Origin of the sequence: Flavobacterium frigidarium DSM 17623, assembly GCF_000425505.1 — a bacterium.
GTDB lineage: Bacteria > Bacteroidota > Bacteroidia > Flavobacteriales > Flavobacteriaceae > Flavobacterium > Flavobacterium frigidarium.
On the sequence record NZ_KE384393.1, the window covers coordinates 178,976 to 195,076 of the forward strand.

Below are 16,101 nucleotides of genomic sequence, written 5' to 3' on the forward strand. Positions count from 1 at the left end.
AAAAAAAATGCTGATGTAACATTTTGTTATCATCAGCATTTTCTTTTTAAATGTAAATAGGAATTAATATTTCTTTCTTAAAGCCTCTTCATAATTCTCATTAATTTGTTTCCAGTTTATTACATTGAAGAAAGAATCGATATAATTTTTTCTACGATATTGATAACCTAGATAATAAGCATGTTCCCATAAATCGAGTGCTAATATGGGAGTTCCAGGAACCGCTGCATTACGCATTAATGGATTATCCTGATTTTGTGTGCTTGTAATTCTTAGTTTTCCGTATTTGTCTACGACTAAAAAAGTCCAAGCTGAACCAACTTGACTAGAAGCTTCAGCTTTAAAAGCAGATTTAAAATTAGCAAAAGATCCAAAATCTCGATTGATTGTTCCTGCAATAGTATCTGTTGGTGTTCCTCCTGTGTCAGGAGCCATAGATTTCCAGTACAAACTGTGATTGTAGTATCCACCAGCATCGTTACGAAGCCCGGTATCTCTTATATCTAGTTTGGATAATATGTCTACTATAGACTGATTTTGATACGGTGTACCAGCAATTGCTGCATTCAAACCGTTTGTATCTGATAGATAATGTTTAGAATAATGCGTTTCTAGAGTAAGTGGAGAAACTGTAGGTGACAATGCATCATAAGCATAGGGAAGTTTTTCGACTTGAAATGATCCCTCTTTTGCTTTAACATCTTCTGGATAACCTATAGAAACTTTCTCTTGAGCAGTTGGTAAGGGCACTTCAACAACTTCTGTAAACTTTTTATCTTGACAAGAAAAAAGTAAAGCTGCTGCGGTAAATGCACTTGCAAACATGACATTATTTTTCATTTTTCTCATTGTTTTTTAATATGCAATTGATGATTGCTATATATTCTTGCTTTGCCTCAGTGGCAGTAATATGGCTAATTTGCATCCAAGCATTTGTTTTAAATGCATCTCTCAGATGGTAGGAAGTTGTTTGTCTTATCTCAACTGTACCAAGTGTAGATTGCTTATAATAGGCATACAATCGTAATTGTACATCTTGTGGCAATGAAGCTTGAGTCATCGCTGCAGCACTTTCAACAGCTTTTTGAAACTGAAGATCTATATCATTTGTGTTCATTATGCCTTAGTTGCAATAATTGTCTTTCCACCAATAGCTTTTTGATTAAGAACAACATTTACTGGTGTTCCTAGTGGTAAGAAGATATCTACTCTTGAACCAAATTTTATAAAACCAGCATCTGTACCTTGTACTACCTGCATGCCTTCTTGTGCGTAATTTACAATACGGCGGGCTAGCGCACCTGCAATTTGGCGGTATAAAACCTGACCAAAATTTGGGTTTTCAATGACCACTGTAGTTCTTTCATTTTCTTCACTCGCCTTCGGATGCCAAGCAACTAAAAATTTACCTGGGTGGTATTTACTAAATTTTACCAATCCGCTTAATGCATAACGGGTAACGTGCACATTAATAGGTGACATGAAAATAGAGATTTGTATGCGCTTATCCTTGAAATATTCTGCTTCGAATACCTCTTCGATAACCACTACTTTTCCATCCACAGGAGCTAGTATCTCTGTTTCACTTAAAATGGCAGTTCTTTTAGGATTTCTAAAAAACTGTAGAATGATTACCAAGATGATAAAAGCAGTAATTTGCACTGTTTTTTGCAGCCAAATTAGCGTGATAAACTTATCAGATAGTAACAATACGGCTGTCGTAAAAATTGAGCCAAATAAAATTGTTTTAATTCCTTCTCTATGAAACATAATTTAAAATTTGATAAAATAAAAATACAATTGGTGCTACAAATATAACACTATCTAGTCGATCTAGTACACCTCCGTGACCAGGCATTATTTTTCCGCTGTCTTTAACACCAGCTACTCGTTTAAACTTAGATTCGATTAAATCGCCTACGGTTCCAAAAAAACCAACAATGATGGCAATTATAATCCATATGTAAATATTTGATTCTGCTATTTCAATATAATATTTAGCGATAACATAACTTACAACTACTGCAAATACAACTCCTCCAAAAAATCCTTCGATTGTTTTTTTAGGCGAGATTCTTTCAAATAATTTTGTTCGCCCTATAGATTTACCCACAATATAAGCAAAGGTATCATTTGTCCAAATTAAAATAAAGATGCTTATTAGGATTTTTGGATTGTAACCATCCTTTCCAAAAGGAATTTTTGTGATAATTATAAAGGGTAAAATGATGTAGCCCAGTAGGTATACATATTTTGAAAAAGAATCAATTTTTACCGCTTTATTGTCAAATAGAAAATGAATGCATTTAATGAATACAAATAAGGTGAAAAATAAAACTGATAAATCGAAATTTTTACTGAATCTAAGGTCAAATAGTACTCCTTCTTTTGCAAAAGATATCATATAAAATAAGCTGAAACAGCCTGCGGCAAGTAATACCGGAATGATTTTATTTATTTGCACTAAATTACAGAACTCAAAAGTTGCTATAAGTAAAAATATCCCGAACAGAATAAAAAAACTATCAGTAGAATATAAAATTGAAGCTATCAATAAAACAATATAAACGGCTCCTGATATAGATCTCTTTAAAGTTTCATTCATTTTAAAGGTCTTCTAAAAGCAATAAATAAAGATTCTTTGGAGAACTTCCGTATTGCGTGAAGTTTTCCTCTTTTGCTTTTTCAAAATATTTAATTGCTGTTATATTAGTGGGGAAATCTCTTTCGTATTTCTTTTTTATCGCAGTAAGTCCGTCGCTTTTTGTAGCAAGCATTTGACTTGTAGTTGCATAAACTACAATATTAGTAGGTAGTTCATTAGGCTTGTGTTGCTTAATTTGTTTTGAAGAAAAAAGTATAGAACCTTCTTCAGCAATTAAATTTTCGCAGGTAGAAAACAAGAATTTAGGATTAGAAGTCATTCCGTATCGCAATCTGTTTTCGTCTAATAATCCAAATAATTTGTGATCATAACATAACACTTGGCTTTCAAACCAATCGTTCTCTTCAAGAATATTTTCAAACTGTTCTTTCAGTTCGTCCATGTTTTCACAGTACAAAAATTTCCCACCATTCTTTTTAAAATGATAAGTAAACTGTTCATCTATAGACATGTTATTAATGTTCGAAGTTTCCTGCTCTTCTCTCACCTTCTCCTCATCTGCGGCCGAACTACTAGAACCAAAAAATTTACTAAAAAGACTCATATATTGTGGTGGTACTTTACATATTGTTTGAAACGTCCAAAGATAAAAAAATCTTAATTCAAAAAGTGAATTTTGAATTAAGATTTTAATTTTTTTTAGTCTATGTATGGTAATTACAATACTACTTCTTCTAAATTAGCATCGAAAGTTCTTTTACCAAAAATAGCTTCTAAATCGTCTTTAAAGATGACCTCTTTTTCGATTAATATATCAGCTAATTGATTCAATTTGTCTTTATTTTCCTCAAGGATAGTAATTGCTCTTTGATATTGACCCTCAATTAATAACGAGATTTCAGTATCGATAACTCTTGCTGTTTCATCAGAATACGGTTTAGAGAAGTTGTATTCTCCTTGACCTGTAGAATCATAATAAGTTACATTTCCTATCTTATCGTTTAGTCCGTAAATCGTCACCATCGCTCTCGCTTGTTTAGTAACTTTTTCTAAATCACTTAATGCCCCTGTAGAAATACGGTCAAAAGTTACTTTCTCTGCAGCTCTACCACCCATCGTTGCGCACATTTCGTCTAACATTTGGTCAGGACGAACAATTTGACGCTCTTCTGGTAAGTACCAAGCAGCTCCTAAGCTTTGTCCACGAGGAACAATTGTTACTTTTATAAGAGGTGCTGCATGCTCTAACATCCAACTTACAGTTGCGTGACCAGCTTCGTGAATAGCAATAGCTTTCTTTTCTTCTGGGCTAATGATTTTATTTTTCTTTTCTAGTCCACCTACGATTCTATCTACAGCATCTAAGAAATCTTGTCTGTCTACCGCAGTTTTATTAAAACGCGCAGCAATCAAAGCAGCTTCATTGCAAAGATTAGCAATATCAGCTCCTGAGAAACCAGGTGTTTGCTTGGCTAAAAAGTCTAAGTCTAAACCTTCTACTTTTTTCAATGGAGCTAAGTGTACTTTGAAAATTTCAGCACGCTCACGAATGTCTGGTAAATCAACAAATATTTGTCTGTCAAAACGTCCTGCACGCATTAAAGCTTTATCTAAAACATCTGCTCTGTTAGTTGCAGCAAGTACAATTACATTAGAGTTGGTACCAAAACCGTCCATTTCTGTCAATAATTGATTAAGAGTGTTTTCTCTTTCATCATTACCACCTGACATATTACTTTTTCCTCTCGCTCTACCCACAGCATCAATCTCATCAATAAAGATGATAGCAGGAGATTTTTCCTTAGCTTGTTTAAATAAGTCGCGAACTCTAGAAGCTCCTACACCTACAAACATTTCAACAAAGTCAGATCCTGATAATGAAAAGAAAGGAACCTGTGCTTCTCCAGCAACGGCTTTAGCTAATAATGTTTTTCCTGTACCAGGAGGTCCTACAAGTAAAGCTCCTTTTGGAATTTTACCACCTAGATTAGTGTATTTTTCTGGGTTTTTCAAGAATTCTACAATTTCTTGTATTTCTTCTTTAGCACCCTCTAATCCAGCTACGTCTTTAAAAGTAGTTTTGATATCGGTTTTTTCATCAAATAATTTAGCCTTAGATTTTCCAATGTTAAATATTTGACCACCACCTCCAGCACCTCCGCCAGACATTTTTCGCATGATAAATAACCAGACACCTACAATAATAATTATTGGTAAAAGTGTAATGAATAAGTCAGACCAGTTACTTTTTGCTTGAAAACTAAAATCTTTTAATTTTCCTTCAGCTACTGCTTTCTCTAATTTAGTTTGAAAAAGTTGATCATTACCAATGTCAAAGGTGTATTGTGGTCCTTTATTAGTATTATCAAATAAATCTTTAGAAACTTTTGCGTGCTCTTTAAGTTTTAGAGCATCCGCTTTTAAAAAAACTTCGGCTTCTAATTTATTGTAAACAATAACTTTTTCAATTTGCCCTTGTTCTAGGTACGTATTGAATTTAGAAGAGCTCAACTGTGAAGGTTCTTGCAAACTTGAGCCACCCGTTATAAAGCTAATAAATAAAAAGATTAGTAAAATAGCAGTGTAAACTAGCCACGGACTTACTTTAAACTTATTAGGGTTTGGATTATTATCTTTAGCCATTACTTGTGTTTTTCTTTAGTATTTGTTTTCGATTGTAGTGATCTTAGCGTCACCCCACAAACTTTCAATATTGTAGTATTCTCTAATTTGTTGTTGAAATACGTGTACAACGATGTTTACGTAATCCATAAGAACCCATTCAGCATTGTCTGATCCCTCAACATGCCATGGTTTGTCTTTTAATTCTTTTGAAACGATTTTTTGGATAGAGTTTACAATTGCGTTCACTTGTGTGTTAGAATTACCATTACAAATCACGTAATAGTCACAAACGGCTGTATCAATTTCTCTTAAGTCTAGAATGCTAATGTCATTTCCTTTTACTTCTTCTATTCCCTTAATGATGTTTGCTAGTAAGTCATCATTATTAATTGTCTTTTTTGCCATGAAAAATTTTTATATAAGTTGGTAAAGTTACCATTTTTTGTGATTATTTTTGACCCTTAACAAAATATTAAATTCTGTTGCACAAATTATAGTCAATGAAACTAATCAAACTCGATGCCATAGATTCAACAAATGATTTCCTTAAGGGGTTAGCTAGTAAGCAGTTTGTTGAAAATTTCACTGTGGTTTCTGCCGAAATTCAAACAAAGGGTAAAGGTCAAATGGGGTCAGTATGGGTAGCTGAGAAAGGTAAGAACCTAACAATGAGTGTGCTTATTAAGGATGTTTTAATTGATTTGAACCAAATCTATACTCTAAATATTGCGGTGGCTCTTGCTGTAGTACGGGCATTACAATTATTTAAAATACCTGAATTAGCGATAAAATGGCCAAACGACATAATGTCATACAATTGCAAAATTGGCGGAATTTTGATCGAAAATAGTATTAAAATTGACGGTTCAGTTACTTCTATCGTAGGTATTGGAATCAATATTAACCAGACAAATTTTGAAAACCTTCCTAAAGGGTCTTCTCTAGCTGTCATCGCTAAACAAGAATTTGACAAGCAAGCAGTGTTAGTAGCAATTTTAAAAGATTTAAAAGATGCTATGATCGTTTTAAAGACCAACCCTGATTCGTTGTGGAGGGAATACTTGAATTTACTTTTTAAAAAAAATGTTCCTGTTCCTTTTGAATTGCCAGATGGTGATAGATTCATGGGAATTATTCAGGGTGTCTCTGATCAAGGTAAATTACAAATATTGCTTGAAAACGATGCTGTGGTACAGTATAATATCAAAGAAATTCAAATGTTATATTAAACAAGAAGTCCCTTAAAAATTAATTTAAGGGACTTTTTTATATAATTAACTGGGATTATAATTTTCCCATGTTTGTTGCTAGAGTTTCAATAAATTTCCCAATTGGCCCTTTAATCATCATAGCCATCATAGGATTAAAATCACCTTCAAAATCTAATTTTACCGAACTTGAAGTTTCCGAAGTTGCCTCGATATTAGTCACTAATGTGAATGGTAACTTATCACTAGCAGCTCCAAGAACGATCTTGTTAGGTGCTATTTTTTCTTTCATTTTTAATTTGATCTCAGGCATCCCTTTCAATCCAAAAATAAACGCGTCTTCGCCAATTACTTCAAATTTAGCAATATTTTCAGGCATCAATTGTTCAAAATTCTTCACATCAGTTAATAATGTGAATAAATCTTGAGCTGATTTTTGAACAGTAACTTTTGGGCTCTCTAAGTTCATATAAGTAAGTATTTATTTTATTTCGTTATTCCAAGTCGAAGGATTAACACTCCATTCTCTTAACGTCGTTTCTTCTTTTTCTGTAATATAGCTTTTGGCTACAGCCAAATTCAATAAATTTTCATAATTACTTAGAGTGAATAAATCCACATTAGCATCTTTGAAATTTTGTGTTGAAATATCAAAGCCATAAGTAAAAATTGCTGCCATCCCTTTAATATTTGCTCCAGCGGCGCGTAAAGCCTCAACGGCATTCAAGCTGCTACCACCAGTACTAATTAAATCTTCTACAATTACTACGTTCTGTCCTTTTTGTAAAAAACCTTCTACTTGGTTTTGACGGCCATGTTTTTTTGCTTCTGGACGCACATATACAAATGGTAATCCCATACTCTCTGCAACTAGCATCCCAATCCCAATTGCTCCAGTGGCAACACCGGCAATTACATCTGGCTTGCCAAATTGTTTCTCAATGTGTTTTGCAAACGCATCTCGCACATAATTTCTTATTGGTGGAAATGAGAGTATTAGCCTGTTATCACAATAAATAGGTGACTTCCATCCAGAAGCCCATGTAAAAGGATTTCCTGGATTCAATTTAATTGCATTTATTTGCAAAAGCAATTCGGCTGTTTTTTCGGCAGTATCTTTATTAAAAATCATAGTACAAATGTATAAAGTTTTTGTGAACGACAAACCACTTTTTTTGACAAATAAAATTTCAAAAGAGACAGATTTTCAATTGTTTTTATTAGAAAGCATTGATATCAAACAGCTTATCGTAAAAATGTTTCAAAATAAAATTCAGAAGGCCTGTTTATATCATCCCGATGATAAGGAAATTATGAAGACTTTGAAGACAAAAATCCCTGTGAATAAAGCAGGCGGTGGCTTAGTATATAATAAAAAAGGAGAAATTCTTTTCATTTTTAGAAACGGCAAATGGGATTTACCCAAAGGCGGAATCGAAAAAGGAGAGGAAATTGAGGATACCGCTATGCGTGAAGTAGAGGAGGAGACTGGGGTGAACAAACTCAAAATTGTAAAAAAACTCCAGAAAACCTACCATGTTTTTAAGCGCAACGATGTCTATAAGCTGAAAATAACGCATTGGTTCGAAATGCATTCTGATTTTGAAGGTACGCCTCAAGGTCAGTTAGAGGAAGGCATCGAGAAAGTAGCCTGGTTTAAACCGGAAGAAATCCCCGAAATCCTCAAAAATTCTTATGAGAACATCAAACTATTATTTGAGGAAGAGAATGAAAACTCTCTGACATTGTAATTTGTTGATAATAGATCATAAAAAAGAAAACGGACATTTGACTTTAAGTCATTTGTCCGTTATTTTTTTATTTTACATTACGCGATAAATAGGATATTGTAAGTGTGCTTTTTCATAATGAGCAGAATTTTTATAAATCCATTCCAGTTGTGCTGCGGCATCTTTTGCAAAAACTTCATCACTGTCCTTTTTTTGCTCGAATGCTTTTTTTATTTCAGGATTGTCTCTTAGTATTTTAGCGGCAGTATCTTCAAATACATAGGCTGAGTAGCCCTCTTTTTGCTGGAGTATTGTATCAAAGAAATTCCAATTAAAAAAGGAATCAATCGCTGCAGGTTCTAGTGTTTCTAGTAAATATTTTACACCTGCTTGATCTGTCGATACGATATAGTCTCCTTTTTTAAATGCGATTGTCTCTACAGTTGTACTTACCTTTGTATTGCGGTGCAAATAATGACCTTCATAAGGAGATGAAGTAGTGTTGTAATCTTCAATTTGATAATTTTCTACAGGTATTAAACGATCTTTTTCTAGTTGTTGTACAGTAAGTCCATTGCCTTTTAAAAGCGCAATAATATTCCAAAAACCTTTCGGAATGATATATGCTTTGGGAATTGTAATTTCGTCAACTGGAACATAATTTTTCAGGTACGGAATATTCTTTTTAAATGGTTTTTGACGATCATAAAATAATCTTTCACCGCTGGTTACATCACTTTTTTTATAGCTTCCTTCATACCCAAGAAATTCAAAATTGGTCACTGACGTACTATCAATTTTGTATTTTAAAGCATATTTTGAACCGGGTTTGTATAACGACTCATTAGCAATTCTTTTTTCTTTAATTTTTTTAAAGTTGGCGTCGGTATAATCAAGTATCGAGCGCATAAATTCGTAGGTTGCATGAACCCTTTCTTGATATTTTTTCAACATATGCGTTTCTACAACATAGCCAATTGTATTAAAAAGTGAAGCATATCCCGTGGAGTACCTTGGGCTATCATAAAATTGGATAAAACCAGTATCTGGTGTGTCGCTAAAGGCATTCACATAAGGTGTCATTGGGAGCTCCTTTTTCTTTAGGTCTTGAACCACTGCTTCATTCATTTCCTTATCCATAAAATTACCCAAAATTTCGCCTATTTTGTTTTGTTGGGTCATGATGTACGTTAATTTGTATTGATAATCTGCTCCATTGCTAACATGATTATCAATTAAAACATCAGGTTTTAAAAGTTGGAAAATCGCTGCAAAACTGCTCGTATTTCGGCTATCTGATTTAATAAAATCTCGATTCAAATCATAATTTCGAGCATTTCCCCTAAAGCCGTAAACTTCAGGACCATCTTGATTTACTCTTGTAGTACTATTTCGATTCAAGGCGCCTCCTATATTGTAAACAGGAATCGTTACTAAGACCGTATTTTTAGGCACAATAATCTTTCCTAAAGCGAGATCGCGATACAGTTGCATTGTGGAATCAATTCCGTCTGGCTCTCCGGGGTGAATGCCGTTATTAAATAATACAATGGCTTTATTTTTTCGAATAGAAGCAAAATCGAAATTTTCATCTGCACTAAATATTACGATGTGCAGAGACTCTCCGCTATCTGTGAGTCCCATTTCTTGAATGGAAATCGTTTTAAAATCCTTTGCTAGTAGCTTGTAATACTCAATTGTTTGTTGGTAACTAGCGGTTTGATTGCCATTCCCTTTTTCGAATATAGTTTCATAATTTACATCCTTTTGTGCAAAACAGGAGGCTGATATCAAGAGTAATAGTGCAGTGGTGATTTTCATTTGGTATTGTTTTTATGGAAACCAAATATAAATAATTTGCATGCTATATTAGAATGGTAGCTTTAATAATGTGGTTTTAAGATAAAAATGGGAATTGTACATTAGAAATGCATAATTCATTTTACCTTTGCACAAATATTTAAAAATGAATAAGAAGCACCATTCTAACAATATACTATTGAATTTAGGCATCGAAAGCTTAAATGAAATGCAGGAAGTAGCGCAAGATGCTATTTTGAACGATAATAATGTTTTGTTATTATCACCAACAGGTTCAGGAAAAACATTAGCCTTTTTGTTGCCTATTTTAGAAATGTTACAACCAGAGATTCTATCTGTGCAGTGTTTGATCTTAGTTCCATCAAGAGAATTAGGATTACAAATAGAGCAAGTATGGAAAAAAATGGGAACCGATTACAAAGTCAACGTTTGTTACGGTGGCCACTCGATCGATACTGAAATCAAAAACTTAAGCAATCCTCCAGCTGTTTTAATAGGAACACCAGGACGTATTGCAGATCATATTGATAGAGGAACTTTTAGAGTTGACAAAATACAAACATTAATTTTAGATGAGTTTGATAAATCGTTGCAATTGGGTTTTCATGAGCAAATGTCTTTTATCATTGGTAAATTAAGTAAACTGAACAAACGTGTTTTAGTATCAGCTACTAGTGATATCGAAATTCCAAAATATACTAGAGTAATCAATCCAACTATTTTGGACTTTATTCCGGAGCATGAAGAAACAAGCAATTTAGCGACCAAATTAGTGGTGTCTAAAGACAAAGATAAGTTGGGGAGTTTATTTAACTTAATTTGCTCTTTAAAATCAGAATCGGCTATTGTTTTCTGTAATCATCGTGATGCTGCTGAACGTATTAGTGACACATTGAACGAAAAAGGAATCTACTCAACATACTACCATGGAGGTATGGATCAAGAGGAACGCGAGCGCGCTTTGATTCAATTTAGAAACGGTAGTGTAAGCTATCTTATCACCACAGATTTAGCTGCCCGTGGACTAGATATTCCTGAGATGAACCACGTAATTCATTATCATTTGCCTTCAAAAGAAGATGAGTACACGCATAGAAATGGTCGTACAGCACGTATGACAGCTTCTGGTACTGCTTACATCATTACGCATGATAGTGAAAAAAAAATGGATTATATTGATTATGGTATGAAAGTACTAGCTGTAGATACAGCTGTCAACTTACCAAAACCACCTCAATACCAAACAATTTACATAAGCGGTGGTAAAAAGAATAAATTAAATAAAATTGATATTGTAGGTTTCTTTTCTCAAAAAGGTCAACTAGAAAAAGGAGATTTAGGTTTAATCGAAGTGAAAGATTTTATTTCGTTTGCCGCTGTAAAATTTGGAAAGGTTAAAGACCTCCTGAATAATATTAGAGATCAGAAAATGAAAGGAAAGAAATATAAAATCGAAGTGGCTCGAAAAGTCATCAAGAAAGAAGAAGAGTAGGTAGCAATACAATAACTGTTCTTATAAATTTAAAAAGCCCTGTAACATTTGTTACAGGGCTTTTTTGTATTGATTGAGAGCGAAATTATTTTAAACTTCCTACCATATCTTCGGGTTTAACCCAAGCGTCAAAATCTTCGGCAGTTACATATCCTAAACGTACTGACTCTTCTTTTAAAGTAGTTCCGTTTTTGTGTGCTGTTTGCGCGATTTCAGCTGCTTTGTAATAGCCTATTTTAGTATTTAAAGCCGTCACAAGCATTAATGAATTATCTACTAATTCTTTAATTCTTTTGTGGTTAGGTTCGATACCTTGAGCACAGTGTTCGTCAAATGATTTACAAGCATCTCCTAATAAACGTGCTGATTGTAAAAAGTTAGCAGCCATTACTGGTTTGAATACATTTAATTCATAATGTCCTTGCATTCCACCTACAGTGATTGCAACATCGTTACCCATTACTTGAGCACATACCATTGTCAACGCTTCACATTGTGTAGGGTTTACTTTTCCTGGCATGATAGAAGAACCTGGTTCGTTTTCTGGAATAATCAATTCACCAATTCCTGAACGAGGTCCAGAAGCTAACATACGAATGTCATTTGCAATTTTGTTCAAAGAAACAGCAAGTTGTTTTAAAGCACCATGAGACTCAACGATAGCATCGTGTGCAGCAAGGGCTTCAAATTTATTTTCGGCAGTGATAAAAGGGTGTCCTGTAAATTCAGCAATGTATTCGGCTACTTTTACATCGTATCCAGCAGGAGTATTTAGACCTGTACCTACAGCAGTTCCTCCAAGAGCTACCTCAGATAAATGTGCTAATGTGTTTTTTACTGCTTTTAAACCGTAGTTTAATTGAGCAACGTATCCTGATAATTCTTGTCCTAATGTTAGGGGAGTAGCATCCATAAGGTGCGTACGACCTATTTTTACCACATTTTTGAATTCAGTAGCCTTTGCATGTAGCGTATCTCTCAACTGCTCTACGCCAGGAATAGTTACTTCTACAATCGCTTTGTAAGCAGCAATGTGCATACCTGTAGGGAAAGTGTCATTTGAAGATTGTGATTTGTTCACATCATCATTAGCTTTTATGAATTGCTCTCCTTCGCCAATAGCAAAACCTTTCAAAACTTGAGCACGGTTTGCAACAACTTCATTTACGTTCATGTTACTTTGAGTACCAGAACCTGTTTGCCATATTACTAATGGAAATTGATCGTCTAGCTTACCTGCCAGTATTTCATCACAAACGGCAGCGATAGCATCACGTTTTTCAACTGGTAAAACACCTAAATCGCAGTTAGCATAAGCCGCTGCTTTTTTTAAGTAAGCAAATCCTTCAACGATTTCTTTTGGCATTGAAGCAGATGGACCTATCTTAAAATTGTTTCTAGAACGTTCTGTTTGTGCACCCCAGTATTTATCGGCTGGGACTTGCACTTTACCCATGGTGTCTTTCTCTATTCTGAATTCCATTTTATATGTGTTTGTGTTATTTGAAAAATTACATGTTGTCGTATATTTTGTGGCCTAGCCCAGATAGTAGCGGCATCCCACGTTTTTTATGCGTGGATATAGCGGATAGCTGGAAAATGCTCCTAAATATGAGCTCAAAAATACGGATAAATACTATTTTATAAAAATTGATGCATAGTTTTTATAATTTTTTATTGCTAGGGTTGGATAATAAACTTACATTTGTGGCTACATTCAAAAATTCCGGAAAACATGTTTGAATTTTCACAGTATTTAGGCTTTTTACTTTTTTTAACCATCCTTACATTAGGATTTTGGTTAATGTTTTTTCTAGTTAGTTTCGTTTCCTACTGGGTAGGCGGTGCAACTTGGGAAGCATATAAAGAAAAAAAAGCTAAAAAGAAGCAAGAACAACAATCACTATAATATAGTAGATTGTGTCATAAAAAAGGATTCGGTAAACGGGTCCTTTTTTTTTGTGCCTTACTTTTTTATGGTACAAAAAAAATACGGATTCGTATCTAAACGAACCCGTATTCAAGAATTAATTAACCAAACTAAACTCTTTATTATCCTGGAAATCCACCACCATCTTCATCACCACCACCTTTAGGTGCTTCTCTATCTCTATCTGATTTTTTCTTGTTGATGCGGTAAGTGAACGATAGATTAAATTGTCTCTTTCTCCACTGAAATTCACTATAGTTACTCACCGAAGCCAAATTAGTTTCTGATTTCATTTTGCGTGAATTAAAGATGTCACTTACATTAAATGCAATTGTGGCTCTATCTTTTAAGATGTCTTTACTAAAAGCAGTATTGATCATATACTGACCTAAACTTCTTCCCTGTGCTGTATTACTAGGTCCAAAATACATTCCGCTTGCTTGCCATTCAATTTTGTATGGTAAGGTGTAACGAGAATTAACTCTAGTAAACCATGACACTGCTTTGTTATCTAAATTAGTTGTTTGTGTAATTCCTTGAGAATCTGTGTAAACAAATTCACCGGTAGTTTTAGAATCGAATAAGTTAAAGCTACTGTTCAACTTCCATTTTTTGGTAGGAGAGTAGTTTAATGTGAATTCGAAACCAAATTTTTGTTCTTTTCCAATGTTAATTGGCGTACTCAAAATAACTGGAGTACCACCTACAAGTGTTCCTGTACCATCGTCAACTCCATTTACAAAATCACCGCTTTCATAACGCACAAATGAAAATACATCTGTTGTGTTTTCGAAATAAAGTGATGTATTGAAAGTTACTTTATCCCATCTTTTAATATAACCTAGATCAAATTTATCTGTTAATGAAGGATCTAAATCAGGGTTACCTCTAAAAATGTTGATGTTACTCGAAATATTAGGAGTAGGATCTAGGAAACGTCCTCTAGGTCTAGATAAACGCTTGCTATAACTTAAAGAAAGGCTACTTGCGTCTGAGATTTCATAGTTTACAAAAGCACTAGGGAAAAATTTATTATATCTTTTATTATTAAACTCATTAGTGTCTAAGAGATTGACATCAATATTAGTGTCTTCCCAACGCAAACCAAATAAGTATGAAAATTTATTTACTTTGAAACCGTATTGTGTATAGATAGCATTGATTTTTTCTTTGTACTCTAATGTATTAGACAATGAATTACCAAGATCATTTCCATTTTCACTTGCAAAAATATCATAATCCTTATTCAAATCATTAAAGTTACCTTTGTAACCTGCTTCAAATTGACCACCTTCACCTATAGGTAAAACGTAATCTGCTTGAAATTGAAATTGTTTTTGAACTTCATCATTCATTGTTGTGCTGAACGAAGATTGGTCAGGAAAAGTTTCGTTTACACCCGTAATAATCGAATTGTCTTTGTCATTATTTCTTGAGTACGAACCGTCAACAGTTAATTTGTGACCCTTATCATTGAAGTTTTTGATAAAGTTTGATGTAAATTCAAAGTCGTTACCGCTATCGTAACCATTGTTTAAACGATAGTTATCGAAAGTGAATTGACGGTCTTGATCAAAATTGCGGTAAGTAACTAAATCCTCATTGTCTCCACGATTGTCTCTATAGCTAATTGCGTTTGTCCAGAATGCTGTAGGCGTTATTTCCCATTCAACACCTGTCTTTGTGCTAATTCCTTTTCGCGTACGTTGTGTATCACGAGTTTCGTCGATAAATTTACTAGTTGAACCATCCAGATTGTAATATTCTGAATTTGTTTTCCCAGCACCTTCATTTGTTCTATAGCTATATCCTGTAGAAGTGAAATAATTCATCTTCTCAGTTTTATAATTCAAGTTGGCACTTAAGCCATATGTTTCTGGATATCCTGTAGACGCAATAAATGTTCCGTTAAAACCTTGATTTTTTCCTTTTTTAAGAATGATATTCAAGATTCCGGCACCACCTTCAGCATCGTAACGTGCAGATGGGTTAGTGATAACTTCAACTTTATCAATAGCATCCGCTGGAATTTGGCGCAAAGCCTCCGCCATATTTAAGGCATTAGAAGGACGGCCATCAATAAAAATACGTACGTTGTCGCTTCCTCTTAAACTTACATTACCTTCAACATCAACAGATACAGAAGGTACGTTTTCAAGAACATCACTTACTGTTCCTCCTTTTACAAGCATGTCATTACCTACATTGTAAACCTTTTTATCTAATTTGATTTCGACTGTAGATTTTTCAGCACGAATTACTACCTCATTTAATTGAGCAGCATCTTCGCTTAACGCTAAAGTTCCTAAATCAGTATCTTCTTTAAGCACTTTATCTTTTAATTCGATTGATTTAAAAGAAATAAATTCTATTTTTATCGTGTACATTCCTGGAGAGACAGCAATATTAAAGGCTCCTTTAGGATTAGTTATTCCTCCTGCAACAACTTTGGCTGTCTTAGAGTTGGTAAATGAAATTGTAGCATACTCTAATGGTTGCTTACTAATTTTCTCTATAACTGTTCCAGTAATACTAATTTTTGCTGCAGCTGGACCTTGTCCTGGTGGGCCTGGCCTTTGTTGCGCAAAGCTGCACATTAAAGTTAGAAAAAATGTAAGAGTCAAGTAGGTTTTTAAATGATGGTACATTAATGTTTTAGTTTAGATTATCGTTATAAGATTGTAAAAATC

General features: G+C 34.0%; 16 protein-coding genes. 4 read left to right on the forward strand and 12 right to left on the reverse strand.

Annotation, left to right across the window (positions count from 1 at the left end; all coding sequences use genetic code 11):
• Positions 1–63: 63 nt before the first annotated feature.
• The 7 genes from H603_RS0115230 to rsfS all read right to left on the reverse strand — a co-directional run bounded on the left by H603_RS0115230 (position 64) and on the right by rsfS (position 5,635).
• Positions 64–840, reverse strand: coding sequence for a superoxide dismutase (locus H603_RS0115230; protein ID WP_026709428.1), 777 nt, complete (start codon positions 838–840; stop codon positions 64–66).
• Positions 830–1,117, reverse strand: coding sequence for an acyl-CoA-binding protein (locus H603_RS0115235; protein ID WP_026709429.1), 288 nt, complete (start codon positions 1,115–1,117; stop codon positions 830–832). The genes H603_RS0115230 and H603_RS0115235 overlap by 11 nt, the downstream gene beginning before the upstream one ends.
• A complete protein-coding gene (locus H603_RS0115240) occupies positions 1,117–1,770 on the reverse strand; it encodes a phosphatidylserine decarboxylase family protein (protein ID WP_026709430.1) in 654 nt (217 codons plus the stop codon). Before H603_RS0115240 ends, H603_RS0115235 begins: the two co-directional genes overlap by 1 nt.
• Positions 1,760–2,605 (reverse strand): phosphatidate cytidylyltransferase, encoded by an 846-nt coding sequence (locus H603_RS0115245; RefSeq protein WP_026709431.1) that lies wholly within the window; start codon positions 2,603–2,605, stop codon positions 1,760–1,762. Before H603_RS0115245 ends, H603_RS0115240 begins: the two co-directional genes overlap by 11 nt.
• Before the next feature lies 1 nt (position 2,606).
• Positions 2,607–3,209, reverse strand: a complete 603-nt coding sequence (locus H603_RS0115250) for a lactate utilization protein B/C (RefSeq protein WP_026709432.1) — start codon at positions 3,207–3,209, stop codon at positions 2,607–2,609.
• Between the two features lie 113 nt (positions 3,210–3,322).
• Entirely contained in the window at positions 3,323–5,248 is a 1,926-nt protein-coding gene (gene ftsH / locus H603_RS0115255) for an ATP-dependent zinc metalloprotease FtsH (protein ID WP_026709433.1), read from the reverse strand.
• A 15-nt stretch (positions 5,249–5,263) separates the two neighbouring features.
• The gene (gene rsfS, locus H603_RS0115260; RefSeq protein ID WP_026709434.1) at positions 5,264–5,635 is read right to left on the reverse strand and encodes a ribosome silencing factor; all 372 of its coding nucleotides are present in this window, start codon (positions 5,633–5,635) and stop codon (positions 5,264–5,266) included.
• Between the two features lie 95 nt (positions 5,636–5,730).
• On the opposite strand from rsfS, the gene H603_RS0115265 reads away from it, so the two are divergent.
• Positions 5,731–6,459 (forward strand): biotin--[acetyl-CoA-carboxylase] ligase, encoded by a 729-nt coding sequence (locus H603_RS0115265; RefSeq protein ID WP_026709435.1) that lies wholly within the window; start codon positions 5,731–5,733, stop codon positions 6,457–6,459.
• 55 nt (positions 6,460–6,514) lie between these two features.
• Here the strand turns inward: H603_RS0115265 and H603_RS0115270 are convergent, their stop codons facing one another.
• Positions 6,515–6,907 (reverse strand): SRPBCC family protein, encoded by a 393-nt coding sequence (locus H603_RS0115270; RefSeq protein WP_026709436.1) that lies wholly within the window; start codon positions 6,905–6,907, stop codon positions 6,515–6,517.
• Between the two features lie 12 nt (positions 6,908–6,919).
• A complete protein-coding gene (gene pyrE, locus H603_RS0115275) occupies positions 6,920–7,570 on the reverse strand; it encodes an orotate phosphoribosyltransferase (RefSeq protein WP_026709437.1) in 651 nt (216 codons plus the stop codon).
• A 7-nt stretch (positions 7,571–7,577) separates the two neighbouring features.
• Between pyrE and H603_RS0115280 the strand changes: the two genes are divergently transcribed.
• On the forward strand, positions 7,578–8,189 hold the full coding sequence (locus H603_RS0115280) for an NUDIX hydrolase (protein WP_026709438.1): 612 nt from the start codon (positions 7,578–7,580) through the stop codon (positions 8,187–8,189).
• 72 nt (positions 8,190–8,261) lie between these two features.
• Here the strand turns inward: H603_RS0115280 and H603_RS0115285 are convergent, their stop codons facing one another.
• Positions 8,262–9,989: a M14 family metallopeptidase gene (locus H603_RS0115285; protein WP_026709439.1), complete on the reverse strand. Its 1,728-nt coding sequence runs from the start codon at positions 9,987–9,989 to the stop codon at positions 8,262–8,264.
• A 145-nt stretch (positions 9,990–10,134) separates the two neighbouring features.
• Here H603_RS0115285 and H603_RS0115290 point away from each other — a divergent pair, with 145 nt between their 5' ends.
• A complete protein-coding gene (locus tag H603_RS0115290) occupies positions 10,135–11,481 on the forward strand; it encodes a DEAD/DEAH box helicase (RefSeq protein ID WP_026709440.1) in 1,347 nt (448 codons plus the stop codon).
• 85 nt (positions 11,482–11,566) lie between these two features.
• Here the strand turns inward: H603_RS0115290 and fumC are convergent, their stop codons facing one another.
• Entirely contained in the window at positions 11,567–12,964 is a 1,398-nt protein-coding gene (gene fumC / locus H603_RS0115295; RefSeq protein WP_026709441.1) for a class II fumarate hydratase, read from the reverse strand.
• Between the two features lie 252 nt (positions 12,965–13,216).
• On the opposite strand from fumC, the gene H603_RS17500 reads away from it, so the two are divergent.
• Positions 13,217–13,390 carry a hypothetical protein gene (locus H603_RS17500; protein WP_026709442.1) on the forward strand — a complete coding sequence of 58 codons (174 nt, stop codon included), beginning with the start codon at positions 13,217–13,219 and terminating at the stop codon, positions 13,388–13,390.
• A gap of 143 nt (positions 13,391–13,533) precedes the next feature.
• On the opposite strand, the gene H603_RS0115305 is transcribed toward H603_RS17500, so the two are convergent.
• Positions 13,534–16,059 (reverse strand): outer membrane beta-barrel family protein, encoded by a 2,526-nt coding sequence (locus tag H603_RS0115305; protein WP_026709443.1) that lies wholly within the window; start codon positions 16,057–16,059, stop codon positions 13,534–13,536.
• Positions 16,060–16,101 lie beyond the last annotated feature (42 nt).

What these genes read in the sequence shown, in the direction of transcription:
- H603_RS0115230 (WP_026709428.1), bottom strand. Translation starts at nt 840, where the DNA reads ATGAAAAATAATGTCATGTTTGCAAGTGCATTTACCGCAGCAGCTTTA.
- H603_RS0115235 (WP_026709429.1), bottom strand. Translation starts at nt 1,117, where the DNA reads ATGAACACAAATGATATAGATCTTCAGTTTCAAAAAGCTGTTGAAAGT.
- H603_RS0115240 (WP_026709430.1), bottom strand. Translation starts at nt 1,770, where the DNA reads ATGTTTCATAGAGAAGGAATTAAAACAATTTTATTTGGCTCAATTTTT.
- H603_RS0115245 (WP_026709431.1), bottom strand. Translation starts at nt 2,605, where the DNA reads ATGAATGAAACTTTAAAGAGATCTATATCAGGAGCCGTTTATATTGTT.
- H603_RS0115250 (WP_026709432.1), bottom strand. Translation starts at nt 3,209, where the DNA reads ATGAGTCTTTTTAGTAAATTTTTTGGTTCTAGTAGTTCGGCCGCAGAT.
- ftsH (WP_026709433.1), bottom strand. Translation starts at nt 5,248, where the DNA reads ATGGCTAAAGATAATAATCCAAACCCTAATAAGTTTAAAGTAAGTCCG.
- rsfS (WP_026709434.1), bottom strand. Translation starts at nt 5,635, where the DNA reads ATGGCAAAAAAGACAATTAATAATGATGACTTACTAGCAAACATCATT.
- H603_RS0115265 (WP_026709435.1), top strand. Translation starts at nt 5,731, where the DNA reads ATGAAACTAATCAAACTCGATGCCATAGATTCAACAAATGATTTCCTT.
- H603_RS0115270 (WP_026709436.1), bottom strand. Translation starts at nt 6,907, where the DNA reads ATGAACTTAGAGAGCCCAAAAGTTACTGTTCAAAAATCAGCTCAAGAT.
- pyrE (WP_026709437.1), bottom strand. Translation starts at nt 7,570, where the DNA reads ATGATTTTTAATAAAGATACTGCCGAAAAAACAGCCGAATTGCTTTTG.
- H603_RS0115280 (WP_026709438.1), top strand. Translation starts at nt 7,578, where the DNA reads ATGTATAAAGTTTTTGTGAACGACAAACCACTTTTTTTGACAAATAAA.
- H603_RS0115285 (WP_026709439.1), bottom strand. Translation starts at nt 9,989, where the DNA reads ATGAAAATCACCACTGCACTATTACTCTTGATATCAGCCTCCTGTTTT.
- H603_RS0115290 (WP_026709440.1), top strand. Translation starts at nt 10,135, where the DNA reads ATGAATAAGAAGCACCATTCTAACAATATACTATTGAATTTAGGCATC.
- fumC (WP_026709441.1), bottom strand. Translation starts at nt 12,964, where the DNA reads ATGGAATTCAGAATAGAGAAAGACACCATGGGTAAAGTGCAAGTCCCA.
- H603_RS17500 (WP_026709442.1), top strand. Translation starts at nt 13,217, where the DNA reads ATGTTTGAATTTTCACAGTATTTAGGCTTTTTACTTTTTTTAACCATC.
- H603_RS0115305 (WP_026709443.1), bottom strand. Translation starts at nt 16,059, where the DNA reads ATGTACCATCATTTAAAAACCTACTTGACTCTTACATTTTTTCTAACT.